This window comes from Pseudomonas sp. B21-053, from assembly GCF_026016365.1.
Lineage (GTDB): Bacteria > Pseudomonadota > Gammaproteobacteria > Pseudomonadales > Pseudomonadaceae > Aquipseudomonas > Aquipseudomonas nunensis.
This window is the reverse complement of sequence record NZ_CP087205.1, coordinates 6,144,849-6,169,210: the sequence shown is the minus strand read 5'-3', so window position 1 is coordinate 6,169,210 and position 24,362 is coordinate 6,144,849. Positions and strand designations below refer to the sequence as shown.

The window sequence follows — 24,362 nt, the reverse complement described above, 5'->3', positions numbered from 1 at the left end:
GACTATAGACCTGCATCACCGAAGGCTGCCAGCACGGTAATGGCGCTCGACCAATGTCGGACTATGGTCTTTGGCGCCAGTAGAGCTAAACTCGAACTGGCTGTCTTTCTTGTCCACCCTGGCTGGAATAATAAAATGAAAAATAATAATAGCCTGCTACGCCATCTACCCTGGCTGCTGCTGGCAATCGTAGGAGCGTGCGCCCTGGGCGTAGTGGCATTGCGTCGAGGCGAGGCGATCAACGCCTTGTGGATTGTGGTCGCCGCCGTGGCCATTTATCTGGTTGCTTATCGTTACTACAGTCTGTTCATCGCCAACAATGTGATGCAACTCGATCCACGCCGGGCCACCCCCGCCGTGCTCAACAATGATGGCCTGGACTACGTCCCGACCAACAAACACATCCTTTTCGGTCACCACTTCGCAGCGATTGCTGGCGCAGGGCCTTTGGTCGGTCCGGTGTTGGCGGCGCAGATGGGCTATCTGCCCGGTACGCTCTGGCTGATCGCTGGCGTGGTGCTGGCGGGTGCGGTGCAGGACTTTATGGTCCTGTTCATGTCCACCCGCCGCAATGGCCGTTCCCTCGGCGACATGGTCCGGGAAGAAATGGGCCGCATCCCCGGCACCATCGCGCTGTTTGGCTGCTTCCTGATCATGATCATCATCCTTGCGGTGCTGGCGCTGATCGTGGTGAAAGCCCTGGCCGAAAGTCCGTGGGGTATTTTCACGGTGATGGCGACCATCCCGATCGCGATGTTCATGGGCATTTACATGCGCTACATCCGCCCGGGTCGCATCGGCGAAATCTCCGTGGTCGGCGTATTGCTGCTGCTGGGTTCGATCTGGCTGGGCGGGCAGATTGCTGCCGATCCGGTGTGGGCCAAGGCGTTCAGCTTCACTGGCGTGCAGATTACCTGGATGCTGGTCGGTTACGGTTTCGTCGCCGCCTCGTTACCGGTGTGGCTGATCCTGGCGCCGCGTGACTACCTCTCCACCTTCCTGAAAATCGGCACCATCATCGCTCTGGCGATTGGCATCCTGGTGACCATGCCCGAGCTGAAAATGCCGGCATTGACCCAGTTCGTCGATGGCACCGGGCCGGTGTGGAAGGGCGGTCTGTTCCCGTTCCTGTTCATCACCATTGCTTGTGGCGCGGTCTCGGGTTTCCACGCGCTGATTTCCTCCGGCACGACGCCGAAGCTGTTGGATAACGAAGTCAATTCCCGCTACATCGGCTACGGCGCGATGTTGATGGAATCCTTCGTCGCGATCATGGCGATGGTTGCCGCTTCGGTGATCGAGCCGGGCGTGTACTTCGCCATGAACAGTCCGGCGGCCGTGGTCGGCGGTGACGTGGTGGCTGTGGCGCAAACCGTCAGCAGTTGGGGTTTTGCAATAACGCCGGAAGCGTTGCAAGCGGTGGCGCATGACATTGGTGAAACCACCATCCTGGCCCGTGCCGGCGGTGCACCGACCCTGGCGGTCGGTATCGCGCAAATCCTGCACAGCGTGCTGCCGGGTGAAAACACCATGGCGTTCTGGTACCACTTTGCGATTCTGTTCGAAGCGCTGTTCATCCTGACCGCAGTGGACGCTGGCACCCGTGCCGGACGTTTCATGCTCCAGGATTTGCTCGGCTCCTTCGTCCCGGCGCTGAAACGCACCGAGTCCTGGACCGCCAACCTGATCGCCACCGCCGGTTGTGTGGCGATGTGGGGCTGGTTGCTGTACCAAGGCGTGATCGACCCATTGGGCGGGATCAACACCTTGTGGCCGCTGTTCGGCATCTCCAACCAGATGCTCGCCGGCATCGCGCTGATGCTTGCCACCGTCGTACTGATCAAAATGAAACGCCAACGCTACATCTGGGTGACCCTGATGCCAGCGGCGTGGTTGTTGATCTGCACCACCACTGCCGGTTTCATCAAGCTGTTCGACGCCAACCCGGCGATCGGCTTCCTGTCGCTGGCGAAAAAATACAGCGATGCCCTGGCCAACGGTCAGATCCTCGCCCCGGCCAAGGACATTACGCAAATGCAGCACGTAATCTTCAACGCCTACACCAACGCAACGCTGACGGCGCTGTTCCTGTTCGTGGTATTCAGCATCCTGTTCTATGCGCTCAAGGTCGGTATTTCCGCCTGGGGCACCAAAGAACGTACGGATAAAGAAGCACCCTTCCAGGCTTTACCGGACGCGTGATCGAGGATTGCAACGATGTTCAATGACCTGAGTCGCCTCGGTAAATACCTCGGTCAGGCCGCACGCCTGATGGTCGGCATGCCCGACTACGACAACTACGTCGAGCATATGCAAAACAAACACCCGGACAAACCGGTGATGAGCTACGAGATGTTCTTCCGCGAACGTCAGGAAGCGCGTTACGGTGGCAAGGGTGGGCCGAAGTGTTGTTAACCTGACTTCAGGTTGACGCAGTCCCCTGTGGGAGCGGGCTTGCTCGCGAAGGCGTCGTGTCAGTCAGCATTTTTATCGACTGACACACCGCGTTCGCGAGCAGGCTCGCTCCCACATTTGTTTTTGTATTGGTCTTTAATTTTGTGAACAGGAGATACCAGTTGTCCTCTCCCATCCCGGTAACGATCCTCAGCGGCTTCCTCGGCGCGGGGAAAACCACGCTGTTGCGCTACCTGCTCAAAGCCGAGCACGGCTTGAAAATCGCCGTGATCGAAAACGAATTCAGCGACGCCGGCATCGACACCCAGCTGTTGGGCGAAGAGCCGGTGCAAGTGATGACGCTGTCCAACGGCTGCGTCTGCTGCACCATTCACACCGACCTGACCAAGGCCCTGTACCTGTTGCTCGAACGCCTGGACAGCGGTGAAATCGCCTTCGATCGCCTGGTGATCGAGTGCACCGGTCTGGCCGATCCGGCCCCGGTGGCGCAAACCTTTTTCATCGATGAAGAGCTACGCGAGCGCTACATTCTCGACGGCATCATCACCTTGGTGGACGCCGCCCACGCCGAGACACACCTGACCCAGACCATCGCCCAGGCGCAGATCGGTTTTGCCGACCGCTTGCTGGTGAGCAAACGGGATCTGGTGGACGAGCCGACCTTCACCGCCCTCAGCGAGCGTCTGACCCGCATCAACCGTCGGGCGCCGATTCGCGTGGTCGAGCACGGCAAGATCGACCTGGCTGAATTGCTCGATGTGCGCGGTTTCAACCTCAACGCCGACCTCGGCGGTGGCGTGAGTCTGCGACCGGTGAGCAAAGCGCCGTCCATCGACCGCATTTCCAGCCTGGTGCTGCGCACCGACAAACCGCTGGATCTCGACAAGCTCAGCGAGTTCATGAACGAACTGCTGGAAGACCATGGCAAGCAATTGCTGCGTTACAAAGGTGTGTTGAGCATCGTCGGCGAGCCACGGCGCATGGTGTTTCAAGGCGTGTTGAAGTTGTACGGCTTCGATTGGGACACCGAATGGGCTGAGGGTGAGGCGCGGGAAAGTGTGATCGTGTTTATTGCCGATGATTTGCCGGAAGAGAAGATTCGGGCGGGGTTTGAGCGGGTGGCGGCGGATTGAAATTGTCAGTTTGTCTGTGATGACGCCTTCGCGGGCAAGCCTCGCTCCTACAAGGGCGGCGACATACCTGTAGGAGCGAGGCTTGCCCGCGAAGACAATCTAACCGGCAACACGATTTTGGCTTAGTGTCGGTCCAGCGTTCAGCAACATCCCCTCCAGATAATCCAGATGCCGGCTCAGCAAGGTCACCGCCGCAACGGCATCCCGACGCTCCACAGCCTCCAGAATCCCCAGATGCACCTGCCACACGCAATAGTCCTGCGCCTGTGCATCAAACTGCGCAATCGCCAACGACGTCAGCGGCACCAAGCTGCAGAGAAAATGCGCCAACGGTGCATTCCCGGCCATTTCTGCCAGGCGCAAATGAAACTCCCCGGATAACCGAATCGCCGGACCGCGTGCGGTGCAGTGGCGTTCGCTGTCGATCAAGGCACGTAGCGGTTTCAAGTCTTGCGGCCGGGATTGCTGACAGGCCAGTCGCACCAGCGTGATCTCGGTTAGCCGCCGGGCATGCAGCATCTGCCGGGTCTGCTCGTGATCCAGCGACGCGACGCGGGGCCGATGGTTGGTGCGAAGGATAATGATCTGCTGATGCGACAGTCGCGTCAGTACGCTGCGAACGTCACTGCGTCGGGCGCTGAACATTTGCGCCAGGCTTTCTTCGGTAAAGCGACTGGCCGCATCAATGCGCAGTTCGAGAATCGCGTCGAAGATCTGTGAGTAGAGATCATCCGCCCGCCGGGGGAAGGGCAGGGCAGTGAGGGTTTGCGCTGAGGCGAAGCTGTTCATGGCCTGTCTCCAGTTCGGATGGTTTCAACTGCCGAGGTTGTCGTCCGGAATGTTCAGTTCGATGCCCATGCGCTGGCCTTCGCGAAGGATGTGCCGACGCATTTCGGCGCTGGCTTGGGCGCTGTTCTTGCTGCGGATCGCACGGACCACGGCTTCGTTTTCTTCAAGGCGTTCGGCCAGATGCTCAGGCGAATTGCGCAGTACTTCGGCGCTTTGCTTGAGGGCGTTGCTGGTCTGTTGCACCACGCTCTGGAAGATCGGGTTCGAGGTCAGGGTGAACAGCTCTTCGTGGAACGCGATGTAGGCGTTGACCCCGGCTTCGGCGTCGTTGGCTTCCAGCGCTTCGCGCATGTCCATCAGGGTCAGGCGCAGTTGCCCGACTTCCTTGCTGCTGATCGATTGCGCTACCAACCCGACAATGAACGGCTCAAGGGTGTAGCGCAGTTGCAGCACGTCTTCCAGGCTGGCGCCGGCAACTGCACTGTCATGATGCTGGCTGTCACTGAGATTGGCTTCCAGCACCACCACGCCTTTGCCCGGCATCGAGCGCACCAGCCCGAGGGTTTCCAGCACGATCACTGCTTCGCGCAGGCTCGGGCGGCTGATGCCCAGTTGTTCGGCCAGTTCACGCTGGCCCGGCAGCATATCGCCGGAGCGCCACTGACCCCGGGCCAGCGCGGCCCGAAGTTTTTCTACGACTGAATTGACGACCGTTGAAGTGGTAATCACTGTTGGCTCCGTGAGCATCGATGACGGGTGGTTGAGCGCCGAGAGGCAAGATCAAAAGATCGCAGCCTTCGGCAGCTCCTACAGGTTGTGGGGTCAGAAGTCTTGTTGATGCGCCCCGGCTACAGGTTTTCTCGGCTGGAAGGTATAACCCTGCTGTCCGGAAAGCACCTTGTTTGCGCGCTGGATGTCGATGTCTTTTTCCCAGCGGGCAATGGCCACGGTGGCGACGCAGTTGCCGATCAGGTTGGTCAGCGCCCGGCCAATGCCCATGAACCAGTCCACCGCCAATACCAGCACCAGACCGACCACCGGAATCGCCGGGATCGCGGTCAAGGTTGCCGCCAGAATCACCAGCGCCGAGCCGGGGATGCCGTGGGCACCTTTGGAGGTGATCAGCGACACCAGCAGAATCGTCAGCAGGTCGGTCATGGCCAGCGGCGTGCCGGTGGCGTTGGCGATGAAGACGATGGCCAGGGTCAGGTAGATCGAGAAACCGTCGAGGTTGAACGAGTAGCCGGTTGGAATCACCAGCCCGACCGTCGAGCTGCCGATGCCCAGGTGTTCAAGCTTGCGCATGATCTGTGGCAGCACGGCGTCGGAAGAGGCGGTGCCCATGACGATCAGCAATTCTTCGCGCAGGTATTTGAGCAGCGGCCACATCCGCAGGCCGGAAAGGCGCATTACCAGACCGAGAATCAGCGACACGAACGCGGCGCAGGTCAGGTAGAACAGGCCCACCAGACTGCCCAAGTGTTGTAGGGAATCCAGGCCATATTTGCTGGTGGTGAAGGCGATGGCGCCGAACACGCCGATCGGCGCCAGGCGCACGATCATGCCCATTATGCGGAAAATCACGTGGCTGAGTTCGTTGATCAACCGGGAAATACCCGAGGCCGCTTCGCCCACCAGGTTCAACGCGCTGCCAAACAGTACCGAGAACAGCAGCACTTGCAGGATATTGTTGTCCGCGAAAGCGCCGATCACCGACGTCGGAATCAGGTCCATCAGGAACTGCGTGGTGGTGTGCATGTGCTGGCCGCGCTGGGCGATGTCGCCTATATCGGCCGTAGAGAGCTGCTCCAGATGAATGTTCGCGCCGCTGCCGATACCGGTGCTGAAGGCGAACACCAGGCCGATCACCAGGGCGATGGTGGTCAACACTTCGAAGTAGATCACCGACTTGAGGCCGATGCGCCCGACCTTCTTCAAGTCGCCGGCACCGCTGATGCCACTGACCACCACGCAGAACACGATGAGGCCTATCAGCATCTTGATCAGTTTGATGAAGCCGTCGCCCAAGGGTTTGAGCTGTGCGGAGTATTCGGGAAGGGTCAGCCCACAGATGATGCCGAGCACCAGTCCGAGAACCACTTGGAGGAAGATTGAACGCGAGCACCATCTGAGCATGGGAGGAATCCTGGTCGGTGTCCTGGCTGCCGTGCGCTTGAACGCATCAGATTCAGGACTTAATTATTGTGGTCTTACCGGTATGTCCAGTGCAGGCGCAGTCTACGCTCGGTTTTTTCCTGGTGACAAGTGAAAATAGCAAAATTGGCATGACCGGTCTGACCAGTGGTGTCGAGTCCGAGATGTGGCGCAATAGCTGTTTCCTCGATGGTCTAATCGAGCACGGCGGGGAAGGTAGTGTCGTTTTTCAAACTTCGTCGGGATAACCAAGATAAGGAGCGTTTCGTTCCAGGATGGTAAGGTTAAACATATAAGGTGATTCGCTCTTGTTGGCGAAATAAGTAAAGGGTGAGTTGTGCAGTCGGTGTATATGCAAAGCGCCTGGTGATCCTGAAGCTTGCAGATAGACATTCAATGTGTCGGTTTTAACACTGTCAATTGGCAGGATAAGTCCCTGTTCATTTCTCAGGTTAAAAGTTTTTGATCCCTTGGGTGGAAAGGCGCCGAGAAGTCCATTTTCGTCGATACTGAGGCACTTTCCATAATAGGGCCCAGGTGTTCGGATATAGAGACTGTAATCACGTCCTGTATACCTGAAATAGAGGGTCAGCCGGGGCTCAGGGCGCAGGCTCACAAGGTGCGAGTGATCTTGGGTCTGTGGTTTTCCAGTGTAAAATCCGCCACTGAAAAGCGAGGAACTTACCGTCGCTTTTTCGCCAAGTACCTCGTCAAGAAAGTGGACGAGAGTAGTGGGTGTGCCAATGGTTGCGATAAAAGATTTCTGTCGGTCCGTGCTCATGTGTTCTCAATTCCATTTGAGTTGTTGAAGGATAATAGATTTGGATTGATGCGCTAGTTGATGTACTGGAGCTTAGAATATAGATGTTTTTATGTTTGTATATGAGAGGGGTTAGAGGCGTTTGCTTCAAATTGTTTGATTGTTATTAAATAGCGCACACAAAAAAGCCCGATCATTGCTGATCGGGCTTTGTCATTTCGGTGAAGCGGGCTAGTTAAGCGCCATATACCGGCAGCTTCTTGCAGATGGCCTTGACCTTCTCACGAACGGCGTCGATCACCGCTTCGTTGTTCAGGTCAGCCAGGATGTCGCAGATCCAGCCGGCCAGCTCTTTGCACTCTGCTTCTTTGAAGCCACGAGTGGTCACGGCCGGGGTACCGAAGCGCAGACCGGAGGTCACGAACGGGGAGCGTGGATCGTTTGGCACGGAGTTCTTGTTCACGGTGATGAAAGCCTTGCCCAGAGCGGCGTCGGCGTCTTTACCGGAGATTTCCTGCTTGATCAGCGACAGCAGGAACAGGTGGTTTTCAGTACCGCCGGACACCACGTCGAAACCGCGCTCGATGAACACGCCGGCCATGGCCTTGGCGTTCTTCACCACTTGTTGCTGGTAAGTCTTGAACTCAGGCTGCAGCGCTTCTTTGAAGCAGATCGCCTTGGCAGCGATCACGTGCTCCAGTGGGCCACCCTGGGCGCCCGGGAATACGGCGGAGTTCAGCTTCTTCTCGATGTCGGCGTTGGCGCGAGCCAGGATCAGGCCGCCACGTGGACCGCGCAGGGTCTTGTGCGTGGTGGTGGTCACGACGTCAGCGAATGGCACCGGGTTCGGGTAGACGCCAGCGGCGACCAGGCCGGCCACGTGGGCCATGTCGACGAACAGGTAGGCACCGACCTTGTCAGCGATTTCGCGGAAACGCGGGAAATCGAGGATCTGCGAGTAGGCAGAGAAACCGGCCACGATCATTTTTGGCTTGTGCTCGACCGCCAGGCGCTCGACTTCGTCGTAGTCGATCAGGCCGTTGGCATCGATACCGTATTGAACGGCGTTGTACAGCTTGCCGGAGGACGAAACGCTGGCGCCGTGGGTCAGGTGACCGCCGTGGGCCAGGCTCATGCCCAGGATGGTGTCGCCCGCTTGCAGCAGGGCCAGGTAAACGGCGCTGTTGGCTTGGGAACCGGCGTGCGGCTGAACGTTGGCGTAATCGGCGCCGAACAGTTCTTTGGCGCGGTCGATGGCCAGTTGCTCAACCACGTCGACGAACTCGCAACCACCGTAGTAGCGCTTGCCCGGGTAGCCTTCGGCGTACTTGTTGGTCAGTACCGAGCCTTGAGCTTCCATCACCGCAGGGCTGGTGTAGTTTTCCGAAGCGATCAGCTCAATGTGTTCTTCCTGGCGCTGAGCTTCTTGCTCCATGGCGGCAAAGAGATCGGCGTCGTACTTGGCAATAGTCAAATCACGGCTGAACATGGCGGTCCTCAAGGATCGGGGCAGAAAAGGGGGGCATTCTAACCCAACGGGTTTTAGATGGCATATGAAAGGACATCATGTCGCAGACAAGTGGGCTTCATGAGGGGATCAGCGGTGATCGTGCCGGCCTCTTCGCGGGCAAGCCTCGCTCCTACAAGGGACGCGGTGTTCACAAACGGTGTGTACACCCCGAAACCTGTAGGAGCGAGGCTTGCCCGCGAAGGCGTCATCCGCCGCGCTACAAATCTCAATCAAACATGAACAACGCATCATTGCTGAACTGCGCTTCAAACCGGCTCGCCGGCATCGGCCGCCCGAACAGATACCCCTGAACCTCGTCACACCCATGCTCGCGCAGGAAGTCGAGTTGCTCATGGGTTTCCACGCCCTCGGCGATTACCGCCAGGTTCAGGCTGTGGGCCATGGCGATGATCGCCCGGGCAATCTGCGCATCCTGCTCGCCGGACGGCAGGCCGTCGACGAAGGTACGGTCGATTTTCAGTACGTCGATCGGGAATTGCTTGAGGTAGTTGAGCGATGAATAACCGGTGCCGAAGTCGTCGACCGCAATGCTCAGGCCGAGGTTTTTCAACCCGGCGAGAATCTGCATCGCCTCGCTGACTTCGCGCATCAGGATACTTTCGGTCAGCTCCAGCTCCAGGCACGCTGGCGGCAGGCCGGTTTCCTTGAGGATGTTGGCGATGCGGTTGCCAAGCTGGCCATCGGAGAATTGCCGTGCCGAGATGTTCACCGAAACCTTCGGCACCCGCACCTTGGCCTGATGCCAGGTCTTGAGCTGACGGCAGGCCTCGCTGATCACCCAGTCGCCGACGTCCACCACCAGACCGAGCTCTTCGAGCACCGGAATGAAATCCCCCGGCGGCACCAGCCCGCGACGCGGATGGCGCCAGCGCAGCAGGGCTTCAGCCCCGGTCAGGCGTTTGCCGTCGCCGCTGAACTGCGGCTGGTAATACAGCACAAATTCGTTTTGCTCCAGGGCGTGGCGCAAGTCGCTTTCCAGCTCCAGGCGCTCCAGGGCGCTGGCGTTCATGTCCGCCTGATAGAACTGGAAGTTGTTCTTGCCGCGCTCCTTGGCGTGGTACATCGCGGTGTCGGCGTTCTTCATCAACTGGCTGAGTTCGTTGCCGTCCTGCGGGCTCAGGGCAATGCCGATACTCGCCGTGACAAAGAACTCGCGACCTTCCAGCACAAACGGTTTCACCAGGCTGGCAAGAATCTGTTCAGCCACGTGAATCGCCCGGTTCAGCGCCACTTCACGGTTGATCCGCGGTTGCAGCAGCAAAGTGAACTCATCGCCGCCCATGCGCGCCACGGTGTCGTCATCATCGACGCAACCGAGCAGGCGCGTGGCCATTTCCTTGAGCATGCGGTCGCCGGCGGCGTGGCCCAGGGAGTCGTTGATCGGTTTGAAACGGTCGAGGTCGAGGAACATCAGCACCACCCACGACTTCTGTCGTTCCGCCGATTGCAGCGCGGTGTGCAGGCGATCCTGGAACAGCGTGCGGTTGGGCAGGTGGGTCAGGGCGTCGTAATAAGCCAGGCGATGAATCCGCTGCTCACTGGCCTTGCGCTCGCTGATGTCGCTGAAGAAGCACACGTAACTGGCGAGGTCGCCTTCGTCGTCGAGCACCGCCGTGATGCCGACCCACGCCGGGTAATGCTCGCCATTACGCCGTTTGAGCCAGACTTCACCTTCCCAGGTGCTGTGCTGATGCAATTGCTTGAGCACATAACGCAGATGGGCTTCCTGTTGCTCGTCGACGGTGAGCATGTTCGGCAACTGGTCGAGCACCTGCGACACCGCATAACCGCTGACGCGACTGAACGCTTCGTTGGCCTGGACGATGTAGCCGGCCGGGTCGGTGATCAGGATCGCCGAGGTCGAATGCTCGAATACCGTGGCCGCCATGCGCAGGTCTTTCTCGGCGCGGCGCTGCTGGCTGATGTCGCGACCGACCCCGAGCACCCCTTCGAAACCGCCATGTTCGTCCCAGACCAGCACCAGTCGCAGTTCGATCGGGATCTTGCGTCCGTCGGCGCGCAAGCAGTCGAACAGGAACAACTGGGTCTGCACCTGACTGCGCAACAACGCCAGTTGCTCGGGTTTATCCAGGGCTTTGCTGACCCGGTCCATCAAGCTATAGATGCCGGACAGCTGTTGCGGGTTGGCGATGGTCGATTGCCAGCCGTTCTGGAAAATCCAGTCGACGTCATAGCCGAGCACCGCTTGCACCGACGGGCTGACGTAATTGAGCGACAGCTTGCTGTCAGTGGAGAAAATCACGTCACTGATGCTTTCGGCGAGCATGCGGTAGCGCTGTTCGCTGTCACGCAGGGATTCGCTGGCCTCGATCTGCTCGGTGATGTCCTTGGCCACACCGATGATGCGCGTGACTTGATCGTGCTTGTCCCGCGCCAGAGCCTGCTCGCGAATATCGAAGCGCCGCCAGTTGCCATCGCGATGACGGAAACGTAGCTGGCATTGCAGCAATTGCGAAAAACCGCCCTGGCGCTGGGTCTGGCGCGAGCGGTGGTAGTAGTCGGCATCTTCGGGGTGTAGCAGGATTTCCCAGAAGTACTCGCCCATCTGGTGCAGCTCGGTGCGGTTGTAGCCCAGCGTCTGCCCCAAATGGTGGTTGCTGAAAATCATTCGCTGGCTGATCACGTCCTGCACGTACAGGTGATCCGGCACGGTGCGAACCACGTCGGACCAAAAGCCCTCACGCTCCAGCAGCGACAGCTCGATGAGCTTGCGGCTGGTGATGTCGTTGATGCTCAGGATCACCGCTTTGTAGTCGTGTTGCTCTTCCGGCAGGCGCAGCACCAGCCACAGGTGCTGGTCGCGGCCGTTGGTGTCCTGGAGTTTGATTTCCAGTTCGAGTTGTTTTTGCTGGTTGAGCACGGCTTCAAGAACCTGGTTGCCGATCGCGGTGCCATCCAGCGGACAGCCGTCGATCAGCAGTTTCCAGGCCTGGTCGCAGGAATTGACGTTGAGCAATTGCAGGGCGACCTGGTTGACCTCGGTGATGCGCAATTCCTGCAGCAGTTGCAGGCGTTGCTCCGGGACTTCTAGCCAGGCTTTCAGTTGTTCAGTGTTGTTGAGTTGGGCCTTGTCGAAAAAGCTTTTCAGCCCGGACAGGTCGAGCACGCACAGCGCAACGCCGGTGCCTTCGAAGATGTCCTGATAGCGGCGGCGTCCTTCATGTAGCTGACGCTGACGTCGGCGCATGTTCAGCAGCGCGATAAATGGCAGCAGGGAGAACGCCAGGCCCAGCAGGCATTTGCCGATGAACGCCGGCAGCAGTTGTTCGAGCACCTGTTGGCGGTCGAACAGCCCGCGCAGTTGCCAGTCGCTGCTGCTCAGGGGCACGGTCAACACGCTGTTGGCCAGGTCATCGTCGCTCAGCGTGCCCTGGCGGGTGGCGGGCAGGGCTTCATCGCGGCTGATGATTTGATGATTGACGCGGTTTTCCACCAGCCACAATGGGCGAATCCCGGCTTCGCTCTGTTTGGTCAGCGAGGAGAAAAATGTCGGGGTCAGGCGCAAGGCCCAATAACCGCGAGTGCTGCCGCTGGCCTGATGCAGCAGCAAGTGCACCACCGAGCCATCGTCGGCGTTGCTGAAATAGTGGGCTTGCGAACGGCTGCGGCGTACCAGATCGCTGAGGTAGTCGGCGTCCTGGCTGTCGGCGGCGCTGTCGGTGAGAATTTTGCCGGACGGGCTCAATAACGCCAGGCTGCGCAGGTCGGGCAGCGACTGCTGCAATTTGCGCAGTAGGGCCTGCTGTTCGTCGGCGGTTTGCGGTTGCTCGACGATCGGTAGCAGATTCAGCGCGATCTGCGCGTTGAGCGCCATGTTCAGGCTGACTTGCGAGGCCAGGTCGGCGGTGTAGTCGATGGTGTACTGGCGCTGGTTTTTCTGGGTTTCGCGCAGTTGATCCAGCAATTGCCAAAACAGCAGCGCGAGCAGCAACAGCACGAGTGTCGCGAGTGCGCCCTTCAAAGTTCCGCGCAGGGGGGAGCCGAGCGCAGCAGCCGGTGCACGGTTGGAAAGAGGCGGCGTGACATTAGACAAACTGAAATCCTGCGGTTTGGCTGGACTGGCGCGACGTGCACTATAAGCCGGACGCCCGGAGGGCGGCTAGCATGCCTTGAGTTGTGGCTAAGTGCCAGCCCCTCCCGGCTGGACTGCCATCGGTCATTCAGGTAGCTTTGCCGGTTACGCGGGAGCGTTCCAGCTCCTAGAATCAGGTTTTTTCAGCGCGCGCGCATTGATGCTTATCAAGCGACGACGCGCACAGCCTGGCCGGGCTTTGCCTGCGCTCCAATCATTCATCTGTCACTGACCCAAGGTTCTCCATGGCTCAATACGTCTTCACCATGCATCGGCTGGGCAAAGTTGTTCCGCCGAAGCGGGAAATCCTGAAAAACATTTCGCTGTCCTTCTTCCCCGGCGCCAAGATCGGCGTACTCGGCCTCAACGGTTCGGGTAAGTCCACGCTGCTGAAAATCATGGCTGGCGTCGACACCGAGTTCGAGGGCGAAGCCCGTCCGATGCCGGAGCTGAACATCGGCTACCTGCCGCAGGAACCAATCCTGGATCCGACCAAGACCGTGCGTGAAGTGGTCGAGGAAGCGGTCAGCGTGATCAAGAACGCCCAGGCACGCCTGGACGAGGTCTACGCGGCTTACGCTGAAGAAGATGCCGACTTCGACAAACTGGCGGCTGAACAGGCCAAGCTCGAAGCCATCCTGCAAGCCAGCGACGGTCACAACCTGGATCGCCAACTGGAAGTCGCCGCCGATGCGCTGCGTCTGCCGGCGTGGGATGCCAAGGTCGAATTCCTGTCCGGTGGTGAAAAGCGTCGTGTGGCCCTGTGCCGCCTGCTGCTGTCCGCCCCCGACATGTTGCTGCTCGACGAACCGACCAACCACTTGGACGCTGATTCCGTCGCTTGGCTGGAGCACTTCCTGCACGACTTCCCGGGCACCGTGGTAGCGATCACGCACGACCGTTACTTCCTGGACAACGTTGCTGGCTGGATCCTCGAACTCGACCGCGGCGCCGGTATCCCTTACGAGGGCAACTATTCGGGTTGGCTTGAAGCCAAGTCCGATCGTCTGGCTGCCGAATCCAAGCAGCAGTCGGCCCACGAAAAAGCCATGAAGGAAGAACTGGAGTGGGTGCGCAAAGGCGCCAAGGCCCGCCAGTCCAAATCCAAGGCTCGTCTGCAACGCTTCGAAGAAATGCAATCGCAGGAATTCCAGAAGCGCAGCGAAACCAACGAGATCTACATCCCGGCCGGTCCGCGCCTGGGTGACAAGGTCATCGAATTCAAGAACGTCACCAAGGGCTACGGCGATCGCGTGTTGATCGACAACCTTTCGTTCTCGATGCCTAAAGGCGCCATCGTCGGCGTGATCGGCGGTAACGGTGCGGGTAAATCCACGCTGTTCCGCATGCTGATGGGCAAGGAACAACCGGATTCGGGCAGCATCGAAGTCGGCGAAACCGTGCAACTGGCGTGCGTCGATCAGAGCCGCGAAGACCTGGACGGCAGCAAGACTGTGTTCCAGCAAATCTCCGACGGTTCGGATCAGATCCGCATCGGCAACTACGAGATTCCGTCGCGTACCTACGTCGGTCGCTTCAACTTCAAGGGTGGCGATCAGCAGAAGTTCGTCAAGGACCTGTCCGGTGGTGAGCGCGGTCGCTTGCACCTGGCGCTGACCCTGAAGGAGGGTGGCAACGTCCTCCTGCTCGACGAACCGTCCAACGACCTCGACGTTGAAACCCTGCGTTCCCTGGAAGAAGCCCTGCTGGACTTCCCGGGCGCCGCCATTGTGATCTCTCACGATCGGTGGTTCCTTGACCGCGTCGCGACTCACATCCTGGCGTACGAAGACGACTCGCAAGCGATCTTCTTTGAAGGTAACTACACCGAGTACGAAGCAGATCGTAAAAAGCGCCTCGGCGAAGCGGCTGCCCAGCCGCACCGTGTACGGCACAAGAAACTGGCCTGATATCGGGTTGGTTGCATGAAAAACGGAGCCTTCAGGGGCTCCGTTTTTTTATGGGGATTCAGGTAAACCGCGGGGCGGCATTCGCGAGCAAGCCCGCTCCCACAGGGGATTTGTATTGGTTACAAATATTCAATCCACTGAAGATCAATTGTGGGAGCGGGCTTGCTCGCGAAGGCGCCCTCAAATTCACCCAATCTCTATGCTCAACACCTCAATCAGCAAATCCCCCGCCGGCCGCGTCCACAGCACTTCATCCCCAACCTGCGCCCCTAACAACGCCCGCCCAAGCGGCGAACCCCAATTGATCAGCCCACTGGCCGCATCGGCCTGATCCTCGCCCACCAACTGCACGCGCTGCTCGTTTCCCTGTTCATCAGCAAAGGTCACCCAAGCGCCAATCTGCACTTTGTCAGTCGAGGAGGCCGGTACAACCAGTTGGGCGCTCTGCAGTCGCTGGTTGAAATACCGCCAGTCCCGCTCAAGGTCGGCCTGGCGTTGCTTGTCAGCCAGTTCACCTTTCGCGCCTTGCTCATTCAGCAGGTTCTGCAGCTCGGCGAGTTTCGCTTGTAGCTGGGCGAGGCCGGCGGGGGTGACGTAGTTGGGTTGCGCGCTGACCTGCCGTTCGACTGGCTGATCGGCTTGCGCGGCGGCGTTATCTTCATTGACGAAAGCACGGCTCATGGTTTTCTCCCGTTATAGGGTTTGGGCTATGCTCGCAGGGATTAAGTTTCGACGAATGTCTGCCAGCGACTCAGGGCGAGCGATACGCTCGGGCGGCGTCCTGGTCTTTCTGTTGCTGCCAGGCTCGGTCGCGGTCGTCCCAATGGTGACTGCGATAGTCCTCGCGATCGCGGTTTTCCAGCATCGCCTGACATTGGCGGAAGCCATCGCTCCAGCCCTCGGCGTACTGTTTGTCCTTGAGATAGCGCGGCACGTTTTTGCGAAATTCGCCGGTCATCGCCCCGGCAGCCTGACGACCACTGACGCAACCGTCATCGAAGCCGTCAGCGAATGCCGGCGGGTAACCCTTGGCGATCAGATCTTCGTGGGTCGACTGGCAACCCGCGCACAACAGCAACAACCCCACCACACCCACACAACGCCACATCTCGGACTCCCGGCCGTTTGACGGCCTATGAGGGAAGTCTAGAAGTCGATTCGTGAGTTGGACGTGAAAGAAAGATCAAAAGATCGCAGCCTTCGGCAGCTCCTACGCGGATGTACGCGATCGAATGTAGGAGCTGCCGAAGGCTGCGATCTTTTGATCTAGTAGTGATACCACTTCACTTCAAGCATCACTTCGTTCTCGGGGGAGGCGAGGTGGCTGAATTCGCGTTGGGCGCTCAGGCGCAGCCCCAGGTTGCGCGACAATTCCCACTGCTGGTTCAGGCTCACGCTGCGGCGCACTTCGCCGTTGGTGAAGAAATCGCCCTTGGTTTCCAGGCTGAAATTGCCCAGCGGGTTTTTCCACAACACGCCACTGTTGAAGCCGGCCGCCGGGGCGACGAATCCGGCGAAGTCGTTGTTGTGTTCGATGCGCACCGTGCCCAGGGCAAAGCCGAGCATGTCTTCGCCGAGTTGCCAGGTCCCGCCGGCACCGCCGTTGACGTGGCTGACCAGGGTTTCATCGTCATGTTTGCCCGGCACCCGTTCCAGGCCGCCGGTGACTTGCCAGGACAGCGGCTGCAACAGCTCATTGCGCGGGGTCAGGGAGCGGATGGTCGCCAGGTCCAGTTGCTGCAATTGCCAGTGATTGCCTTCGTACTGACGCAGTTTCATTTGCAGGATTTCGATCTGCGCGCCCAGCGGAAAGCTCTCGGCGTTGTCGTTGAGATCGTGATAGGCCATGCGCAAGCCGTACTCGCCGAATGCCTTGTCGCCCCGGGTGCCGATACCGGCCTGCCAGGTGCGGGATTCGTGACCGTCTTCAGGCAAACCGGGACGCGGGATGTCCAGCTCCGGCGGCGGGTTCTGGTTGATCGCGCGCAGCAGTTCGAAACTGCGCTGCGCCCGTTGCGGATCGCGCTCCTGGCCATTGGCGCGGTAGCGTTCAAGTCGGTAGGCGGCATCAATGATCAGCGCTTGGCGATCCTTGGGCTGCGCCTTGAAGGCCGGGTCTTGCAGTTGTTTTTGATCGGCGCTGACTTTCAGCACCCACTCCTGTTCTTCACCGTTCAGTGGCTCGGCGCGGCTCAGCAATTCACGCTCGCGGGACGGGCGATATTGAATCGATTCCACTAGCCCGGCTTCTTTCACGGCTTTGACGGTATCGGTCGGGATTGCCGTCAGCGGGAATTGTTCGGTCAGGCGCAGGCTCGGTCGCGCCACTTGCAGCAGCTCGAGCAGGCGATACGAGCAGTTTTCGTCGAAGAAGAAATAGTCGAACTGAATCTGCTTGAGTTCCCAGACGTGCTCGACCATGCGCTCGGTTTCTTGCTGGGTCAGGTTGAGCCGGTATTCCCACAGGTCGCGGTTTTCCAGGCTGCGGTATTCGGAGAGTTTTTCCTGATACGGCACCAGCGCAAACAAACCCGGATAGCCGCCCATCAAGCCTTTCCAGGCATACAGGATGCTGTTGTCCGAGCCTTCGATGTAGGCGCCGAAGTTGATCGCGTAGCTGAGCAGGGCGGTCTGGTCGCTTTGCACATTCGCCTGGTCGATGCGCAGCAGGGTGTGGCCGAACATCGAGGACGGACTGTTGAGGTACGCCGCCGGGAAAATCATCACTGCGCTGTGGGGCGCGACATCCTTGAACCATTGCGTGAACTCGGCGCAGTCCAGCTTCGGCAAATCGCTCAGGTTGAGTTGTGCCTTGAGCCAGCGAGTGCGCGCCGGATAAACACATTGCGCATGTTTTTCGCCGGCGCTGGCGGGGGCGTACAACGCCTGTACCGTTGCGGCCAGTTCACGGTCCGGGTGTTCATTGCCGTCCGCGGCGAGGAAGAATTTCTTGTCGCTGACATAGCTGCGCCAGCCGCCGAGTTTGGCGGTTTCGTAATGACCCAGGGAAATCCAGAAAGGGTCGTTGGCCAGTTGCTGCAAACGTTGATCGTCGATGTGTGGCGCGGCGGACAGCGGGGCGCAGACACAGAGCGCCAGCCAGGCAAGGCGTTTGAGCATAGTGGGCAACTTAAGTCGGAAGAAACAAAGACCCAAAGAGGGGCAGGTCCAAAAAACAAAAGCCGCTCCCCGAAAGGAGCGGTTGGTTCGAGCTTAAGCTTGAGTGGCGTACTTGGCCAGACGAGGATCGCTCTTCAGGACGGCCAGGGTGTTGGTATGCACGTCGTCAGCGGTCACGTCAGCTTTGCTGAAGATCTGCTGGAAGTGCTCGTGAGTCACAGCGGCGAAGTGCGCGCGATCTTCCGGCGCCACGCCCAGTACCACGGCATAGGTAGTCAGCGCTTCGCCGTTACCTTTGGCCATGTCTTCGGACAGCTCGTTCATCATGCCATTCATGGCAATCCAGGATTTGCCGCCATAGGTCAGCGCCGCGTTGGTCGAGCAACCGTTGGTACCGGAAGTCATACCAAATGTTGCGTTACCCGAGGTGCCGTTCGTGGTGGATGCCAGGAAGTGAGCCGGGGTGCCGCGCTGTCCTTCGAACAGCATGTTGCCCCAACCACAATCCGGGCCGCCTGGCGCTTGAGCCATAGCATTGAGGGATACAACGGTGAAGAGAGTACCGAGAAGAATCCGTTTCATAGCTTTGTTCTCTTTGTGTGCATACCAATGGACAAGGGGTTCTGGTGCCATCTCGACACCAGTGGGCCGGTTATTAGTTCCAGCCGCGCAGTTTGGAGTTTAGGCACGTTCCAAGGGTTCCGTGATTTTTTCCAAAACATTCGCGGTAAAACATTGATTTGCCCCCGCCCCGCCAGGGGATGGTGGTTTGTCTATGCTTTGACTTGAGGCGCGCCTTGCCAGTCGGGTATGGGCAGCGCCAGAATGCCGCTATCTGCCCCGCCTGATGTAAGGAAGCCCGATGCCTGATCCTGTTGCTGCCAGCTTGCGTCTAGCGCCCGAAGCGCTGACCCGTCCGTTTTCCGCTGAACAGTTCAGCTTCTCTACCACCAATGATCTGGAGCCCTTCCGCGGTGTGCTTGGCCAGGAACGTGCTGTTGAAGCCTTGCAGTTTGGTGTGGCCATGCCACGCCCCGGTTACAACGTCTTCGTCATGGGCGAGCCCGGCACTGGCCGTTTCTCGTTCGTCAAACGCTACCTGAAAGCCGAAGGCAAGCGCCTGCAGACCCCGGCGGACTGGGTCTACGTCAATAATTTCGATGAGCCGCGCGAACCCCGTGCCCTGGAATTGCCGTCAGGCACCGCCGGCGCATTCATCGGTGACATCAACGGCCTGATCGACAACCTGCTGGCAACGTTTCCGGCCGTGTTCGAGCACCCGTCCTACCAGCAAAAGAAAAGCGCCATCGACCGCGCCTTCAACCAACGCTACGACAAGGCGCTGGACATCATCGAGCGCCTGGCACTGGAGAAGGAAGTCGCGCTGTATCGCGACGCCAGCAACATTGCGTTCACCCCGATGAGCGAAGGCAAGGCACTGGATGAAGCCGAGTTCGCGCAATTGCCGGAAGCCGATCGCGAGCGTTTTCACGAAGACATTTCCGGTCTGGAAGAGCGTCTGAACGAAGAGCTCGCCAGCCTGCCGCAATGGAAGCGCGAGTCGAGCAATCAACTGCGCCAGCTCAACGAAGAAACCATCACCCTGGCCTTGCAGCCGTTGCTTTCGCCGTTGTCGGAGAAATACGCCGAGAACGCCGCGGTGTGCGGTTACCTGCAAGCAATGCAGGTTTACCTGCTGAAAACCGTGGTAGAGCAATTGGTCGACGACAGCAAGGTCGATGCCGTCGCGCGCAAGATGCTCGAAGAGCAATACGCGCCAAGCCTGGTGGTCGGTCATTCGGCGAGTGGCGGCGCTCCGGTGGTGTTCGAACCGCATCCGACTTACGAAAACCTGTTCGGCCGTATCGAATACAGCACCGACCAGGGCGCGCTCTACACGACGTATCGGCAGCTGCGCCCGGGTGCATTGCATCGGGCCAACGGCGGTTTTCTGATTCTTGAAGCGGAAAAAATGCTCAGCGAGCCGTTCGTGTGGGATGCGCTCAAGCGCGCCCTGCAATCGCGCAAACTGAAAATGGAATCGCCGCTCGGTGAACTCGGGCGTCTGGCCACCGTGACCCTGACTCCGCAGCACATTCCGTTGCAGGTCAAAGTCATCATCATCGGCGCACGGCAGCTCTACTACACGCTGCAAGACCTCGATCCGGATTTCCAGGAGATGTTCCGCGTCCTGGTGGACTTCGACGAAGACATCCCGATGGTCGACGAGAGCCTGGAGCAGTTCGCCCAGTTGCTCAAGACTCGCACTTCCGAAGAAGGCATGGCACCGCTGACCGCCGATGCGGTGGCGCGTCTGGCGACCTACAGCGCTCGCCTGGCGGAACACCAGGGGCGTTTGTCGGCGCGCATTGGCGATCTGTTCCAACTGGTCAGCGAGGCGGATTTCATTCGTCACCTGGCGGGCGATGAAATGACCGATGCCGGGCACATCGAGCGTGCGCTCAAGGCCAAGGCCACCCGCACCGGGCGCGTCTCGGCGCGGATTCTCGACGACATGCTGGCGGGGATCATCCTGATCGACACCGATGGCGCGGCTGTGGGCAAGTGCAACGGGCTGACGGTGCTGGAAGTCGGTGACTCGGCGTTCGGTGTGCCGGCGCGGATTTCCGCCACGGTGTATCCGGGGGGCAGCGGGATTGTCGACATCGAGCGCGAGGTCAACCTGGGCCAGCCGATCCACTCCAAAGGCGTGATGATCCTCACCGGGTATCTGGGCAGCCGTTATGCGCAGGAATTCCCGCTGGCGATTTCAGCGAGCATCGCGCTGGAGCAGTCCTACGGCTATGTCGATGGTGACAGTGCGTCGTTGGGCGAGGCGTGCACGCTGATCTCGGCGCTGTCGAAAACACCACTCAAGCAGTGCTTCGCTATCACCGGTTCGATCAATCAGTTCGGTGAAGTGCAGGCGGTGGGCGGGGTCAACGAGAAGATCGAAGGCTTCTTCCGCCTCTGCGAGGCTCGCGGGTTGACCGGTGAGCAAGGGGCGATCATTCCCCAGGCTAACGTGGCGACATTGATGCTCGACGAGAAAGTGCTGGCGGCAGTGCGCGCGGGGCAGTTCCATGTCTACGCGGTGCGCCAGGCTGACGAAGCCCTGAGCTTGCTGGTGGGCGAGCCGGCCGGTTCGCCGGACGAGAACGGCGAATTCCCTGAAGGCAGCGTCAATGCGCGAGTGGTGGAGCGCCTGCGAGTGATCGCGGAAATGATCAGCGAGGAAGATCTCAAGGAAGCCGAGAAGGAGATTGCGCTGGAGGCGTTGGTCGAGGCCAAACCTGCCTGAACAATCTCGACGTAGATCCCCTGTAGAAGCGAGGCTTGCCCGCGAATGCAATCTATCAGCCAACATTAATCTTGGCTGATACACCGCCTTCGCGGGCAAGCCTCGCTCCTACAGGGTTTTTTATGCATTGGCGAAATCGACATTCAGTAGAAAAAGTGCCATCAGTCTGACGTCAATATTCACACAATGACCGCTCGGCGCCTTCTGGTTTCGCTTTGCTTGCGACACGAACTTTTCTTCTATTCTCAGCTCAAGGATAAGGACAGTAATCACTGGATCGAAACAGCCTTCCATGGAGGCTGAATACCGGATCTACCGAGGGTCGCCGCCATGTCGCGCAACCTCTGCCTCACACGTCAATGCTTGGGTCTTGTGACCCGTATCGAGTGCGCCATCCGCCCATTGGCGGGGGATACGGGCATGTGGACCTTACTCTTCGCTGCCGGAATGGCCGGCGAACAACCTTCCGCCATCAAGGCTCAAGGCCCGTTTCATGGCCCGTTCGTGGCCGAATCTATCCTCGACACGATTGTTGAAAGCCTGACCCTGCACGGCTATGAGCTGGCCGATGATCCGCAAATCTGGAGCCTGCACCTGCAAGCCCAGTTGCGGGAAATCAATGGTGGCCGTAGTCGAAGCCTGGGTGGCTTTGAGTTTCGCCCTGATCACTGATCAGCATCGGGCATCTCGGTTTTGTCGAGTTTGACCTCAAAACCATATTGCACGGTGGTGAGGTCGGTTCGTTGGTAGGTTTCCAGCCGCGTTGGCTGGCCGTAGAAATAATGCACGCCAAATAGCGCGGGGCCTTCTGCGCTCGCGTCATGTGTGACCGAAAGAATCTCTTTCAGATAATTACCGCTGTCGTCCTTGGCGAAAAAGCGCCATTCCTGGGCGGGAAACAGCTTCAGATCGACCACCAGCGCATTGCCTTTGAGTTCCAGGCCCTTGGGCAGTTGGTTCGCGTCGAGTGATTTCTGTTCGATCGTGGCGAGGAACAGCGGCATCGAGCCCACCGCAAAGACCGGTGTTTCTGGAAACAGATTCAAATCGTAAGTAATGACCCCGCGCAACGGATCAATCTGGTAAGCCTCGGCCGGCAATTCAATCGGTTCATCGCGCTTGCCGTTATCGTCGGCGGTGAAGAACGTCACTGGGCTCTCGCCGGGGCTGAAGGACGAACCGAGCAGCTCATCGTTGAAGCTGCGCGGATGATCGAACTCGATGCGCGCCGCACTTGGGTCATCCACCGACTGGGTAATGCTGACGCTTTTTTTCAGCTGTTCCTCGCCAAGGGTCGCGCCCTTCAGCCAGATTGGCGCCTGATCGTCGTACACAACCACTGGCAAGCTCAACGGCTGGATGGTTTTTTCGGTGGTGTCGTGATCAAAGCGGCGTATCGGCAGGTTCAGATCCTTGCGCGTCACGGTGGCGCTGGAGAAGTCCAGCACACTGACTTCGAGCGTCTCGATCGGGCCGTTGAAATACACCTTGGTGTAATGCCGGGTTTGCTGCTTCTCAAACGCTCGCTGGTCTTCGTCCAGCTGCTTTTCGAGTGTCTCGGTCCAGGCTTTCTGTTGTTGCAGTTGCGCGAGCTGCTTTTGGTAAAAGGCGATTTGCGCGGCGGTTTCGTTGATTGAGCCCGAGCGCGAGAGAAACTGCCCGGTGCTGTCCTTGGCCTGCACGATCAGCGGGTTGAGCGGTGTTTCGCTGACTTCCGGGGCCAGCGGCAAGGCGTTACTGAGTTCGACTTCGGCGTAGTTGGGGCCGAGCTTCAGCAGGGTGACGCTGAGGTTGTCGTTGGTGCGGGTCTGGCCGACGTCTTTTTTCGTCAGGTCGAAGCTGTACAGGCGGCGTGGCGCGACGACCTCGACTTTGCCTTGCAGGCTGACCGGTTGTGGCTGGTTCTTGTTTTCCACGTCCAGACCGTCGATGAACGGGTAGGTCACCGTCAGGTCATCGGGGTTGGTCAGGTTCGAACTCGAAGGGCTCAACTGGATGCCGGGATCGGTTTCCGACCATTCCGGCTGGAAGGGAATGACGCGCTTGTTGCTCAGGGTCACCGATTGCCATTCCAGGCCATGGGGGAAGAGGAAGGCTGCGGGAATGCTGAAGTTGAAAGGGAATACCGGTTGCAGGTCGGTCAGGTAATCGGAGCTGGAGTCCTTGTGCAGCACAAACAGGCCGTTGATGTAGGTGTCCACCAGCGCTTGTGGCGTGGGGTAGTGCTTGAGCACCGCCAGCGCGTCTTCGCTGTACTCGGTTTGCAGCGGTTTGCTGTCGAGCTTGAGTTGCGCCCGTTCGAGCAACAGCAGCGAACCGCCCAGCTCGGCAACGGCGTCCTTGAGTTTCGGGTCCGCAATGCCATCCAGGGACTTTTCGAACTGCGCGGTTTTTTCTTCGAGGCTGACCTGGCGCTTCTCATCGCTGGGTGAACATCCGCCGAGTAGCAGCGCGAAGCAAAGTCCGGCACTCGTTAAAGGCAATCGCACATCCATTTCCTGTCTTCCTGTCCGGTGTCGCTGACCTGTCAATGGTTTGGACACTAGCAGAAAAACCTTGTCACAAACGCGCAGGTTGCGGATTTCCGGGCGGTTTCTGGCTGTTACATACGGCTGATATACTCGCGGCCATTTACCAGCCCTTGTGTGAGACTCAATGGAACGCTTTATCGAAAATGCAATGTACGCCTCCCGCTGGCTGCTGGCGCCGATCTACTTCGGATTGTCCTTGGGCTTGTTGGCTCTGGCGTTGAAGTTTTTCCAGGAAGTTTTCCATGTCATCCCCAATGTCTTCTCGATGGCGGAATCTGACCTGATCCTGGTGCTGCTCTCGCTGATCGACATGGCGCTGGTGGGCGGACTGCTGGTGATGGTGATGATCTCCGGTTATGAGAACTTCGTGTCCGAGCTGGACATCGACGAGAACAAAGAGAAGCTCCACTGGCTGGGGACCATGGATTCGTCTTCGCTGAAGATGAAAGTGGCTGCCTCGATCGTGGCGATTTCGTCGATCCACCTGCTGCGGATTTTCATGGACGCCAAGAACGTCGATCCCGAGCATCTGAAGTGGTACGTGATCATCCACATGACCTTCGTGATCTCGGCGTTTGCGATGGGCTACCTGGATAAACTGACCAAGCATTGATTTCACGCTCCC

The 24,362-nt window shown here is 59.0% G+C and carries 18 protein-coding genes; 7 read left to right on the top strand and 11 right to left on the bottom strand.

Annotation, left to right across the window (positions count from 1 at the left end; genetic code table 11):
- Nucleotides 1-135 precede the first annotated feature (135 nt).
- From LOY68_RS27645 to yjiA, 3 genes are all read left to right on the top strand, one after another.
- Nucleotides 136-2,202, top strand: coding sequence for a carbon starvation CstA family protein (locus tag LOY68_RS27645; RefSeq protein WP_265041004.1), 2,067 nt, complete (start codon nt 136-138; stop codon nt 2,200-2,202).
- Nucleotides 2,203-2,217: 15 nt separating this feature from the next.
- Nucleotides 2,218-2,415 (top strand): YbdD/YjiX family protein, encoded by a 198-nt coding sequence (locus LOY68_RS27640; RefSeq protein ID WP_054616680.1) that lies wholly within the window; start codon nt 2,218-2,220, stop codon nt 2,413-2,415.
- 161 nt (nt 2,416-2,576) lie between these two features.
- The gene (yjiA, locus tag LOY68_RS27635; protein WP_265041002.1) at nt 2,577-3,548 is read left to right on the top strand and encodes a GTPase; all 972 of its coding nucleotides are present in this window, start codon (nt 2,577-2,579) and stop codon (nt 3,546-3,548) included.
- Nucleotides 3,549-3,647: 99 nt separating this feature from the next.
- Here yjiA and LOY68_RS27630 read toward each other — a convergent pair whose 3' ends face one another.
- The 6 genes from LOY68_RS27630 to LOY68_RS27605 all read right to left on the bottom strand — a co-directional run bounded on the left by LOY68_RS27630 (nt 3,648) and on the right by LOY68_RS27605 (nt 12,836).
- A complete protein-coding gene (locus LOY68_RS27630; protein WP_265041000.1) occupies nt 3,648-4,337 on the bottom strand; it encodes a GntR family transcriptional regulator in 690 nt (229 codons plus the stop codon).
- 24 nt (nt 4,338-4,361) lie between these two features.
- Nucleotides 4,362-5,066: a FadR/GntR family transcriptional regulator gene (locus tag LOY68_RS27625; RefSeq protein WP_054616677.1), complete on the bottom strand. Its 705-nt coding sequence runs from the start codon at nt 5,064-5,066 to the stop codon at nt 4,362-4,364.
- Nucleotides 5,067-5,159: 93 nt separating this feature from the next.
- Nucleotides 5,160-6,473: a C4-dicarboxylate transporter DctA gene (locus tag LOY68_RS27620; protein ID WP_163911673.1), complete on the bottom strand. Its 1,314-nt coding sequence runs from the start codon at nt 6,471-6,473 to the stop codon at nt 5,160-5,162.
- A gap of 247 nt (nt 6,474-6,720) precedes the next feature.
- Entirely contained in the window at nt 6,721-7,272 is a 552-nt protein-coding gene (locus LOY68_RS27615) for a hypothetical protein (RefSeq protein ID WP_265040997.1), read from the bottom strand.
- A gap of 214 nt (nt 7,273-7,486) precedes the next feature.
- Nucleotides 7,487-8,740: a serine hydroxymethyltransferase gene (gene glyA / locus LOY68_RS27610; protein WP_054051411.1), complete on the bottom strand. Its 1,254-nt coding sequence runs from the start codon at nt 8,738-8,740 to the stop codon at nt 7,487-7,489.
- Nucleotides 8,741-8,987: 247 nt separating this feature from the next.
- On the bottom strand, nt 8,988-12,836 hold the full coding sequence (locus LOY68_RS27605; RefSeq protein ID WP_265040995.1) for an EAL domain-containing protein: 3,849 nt from the start codon (nt 12,834-12,836) through the stop codon (nt 8,988-8,990).
- A gap of 284 nt (nt 12,837-13,120) precedes the next feature.
- Here LOY68_RS27605 and ettA point away from each other — a divergent pair, with 284 nt between their 5' ends.
- Complete coding sequence (ettA, locus tag LOY68_RS27600) at nt 13,121-14,785, top strand: energy-dependent translational throttle protein EttA (RefSeq protein WP_054616675.1); 1,665 nt, start codon at nt 13,121-13,123, stop codon at nt 14,783-14,785.
- Nucleotides 14,786-14,971: 186 nt separating this feature from the next.
- On the opposite strand, the gene LOY68_RS27595 is transcribed toward ettA, so the two are convergent.
- From LOY68_RS27595 to LOY68_RS27580, 4 genes are all read right to left on the bottom strand, one after another.
- Complete coding sequence (locus LOY68_RS27595) at nt 14,972-15,466, bottom strand: GreA/GreB family elongation factor (RefSeq protein WP_265040992.1); 495 nt, start codon at nt 15,464-15,466, stop codon at nt 14,972-14,974.
- A 70-nt stretch (nt 15,467-15,536) separates the two neighbouring features.
- On the bottom strand, nt 15,537-15,893 hold the full coding sequence (locus LOY68_RS27590; protein ID WP_163911688.1) for a hypothetical protein: 357 nt from the start codon (nt 15,891-15,893) through the stop codon (nt 15,537-15,539).
- Nucleotides 15,894-16,051: 158 nt separating this feature from the next.
- Nucleotides 16,052-17,905, bottom strand: coding sequence for a DUF4105 domain-containing protein (locus tag LOY68_RS27585; RefSeq protein ID WP_265040991.1), 1,854 nt, complete (start codon nt 17,903-17,905; stop codon nt 16,052-16,054).
- Between the two features lie 93 nt (nt 17,906-17,998).
- Nucleotides 17,999-18,487: a DUF3015 domain-containing protein gene (locus LOY68_RS27580; protein WP_054051400.1), complete on the bottom strand. Its 489-nt coding sequence runs from the start codon at nt 18,485-18,487 to the stop codon at nt 17,999-18,001.
- A gap of 280 nt (nt 18,488-18,767) precedes the next feature.
- On the opposite strand from LOY68_RS27580, the gene LOY68_RS27575 reads away from it, so the two are divergent.
- Together LOY68_RS27575 and LOY68_RS27570 are read left to right on the top strand one after the other, a co-directional pair.
- The gene (locus tag LOY68_RS27575) at nt 18,768-21,206 is read left to right on the top strand and encodes a Lon protease family protein (protein WP_054616671.1); all 2,439 of its coding nucleotides are present in this window, start codon (nt 18,768-18,770) and stop codon (nt 21,204-21,206) included.
- A 330-nt stretch (nt 21,207-21,536) separates the two neighbouring features.
- Nucleotides 21,537-21,878, top strand: a complete 342-nt coding sequence (locus LOY68_RS27570) for a hypothetical protein (RefSeq protein ID WP_054051392.1) — start codon at nt 21,537-21,539, stop codon at nt 21,876-21,878.
- Here the strand turns inward: LOY68_RS27570 and LOY68_RS27565 are convergent.
- Nucleotides 21,872-23,701 (bottom strand): hypothetical protein, encoded by a 1,830-nt coding sequence (locus tag LOY68_RS27565; protein WP_265040990.1) that lies wholly within the window; start codon nt 23,699-23,701, stop codon nt 21,872-21,874. The genes LOY68_RS27570 and LOY68_RS27565 overlap by 7 nt on opposite strands.
- 160 nt (nt 23,702-23,861) lie before the next feature.
- Here LOY68_RS27565 and LOY68_RS27560 point away from each other — a divergent pair, with 160 nt between their 5' ends.
- Nucleotides 23,862-24,350, top strand: a complete 489-nt coding sequence (locus LOY68_RS27560) for a TIGR00645 family protein (protein ID WP_054051388.1) — start codon at nt 23,862-23,864, stop codon at nt 24,348-24,350.
- Nucleotides 24,351-24,362: the final 12 nt, after the last annotated feature.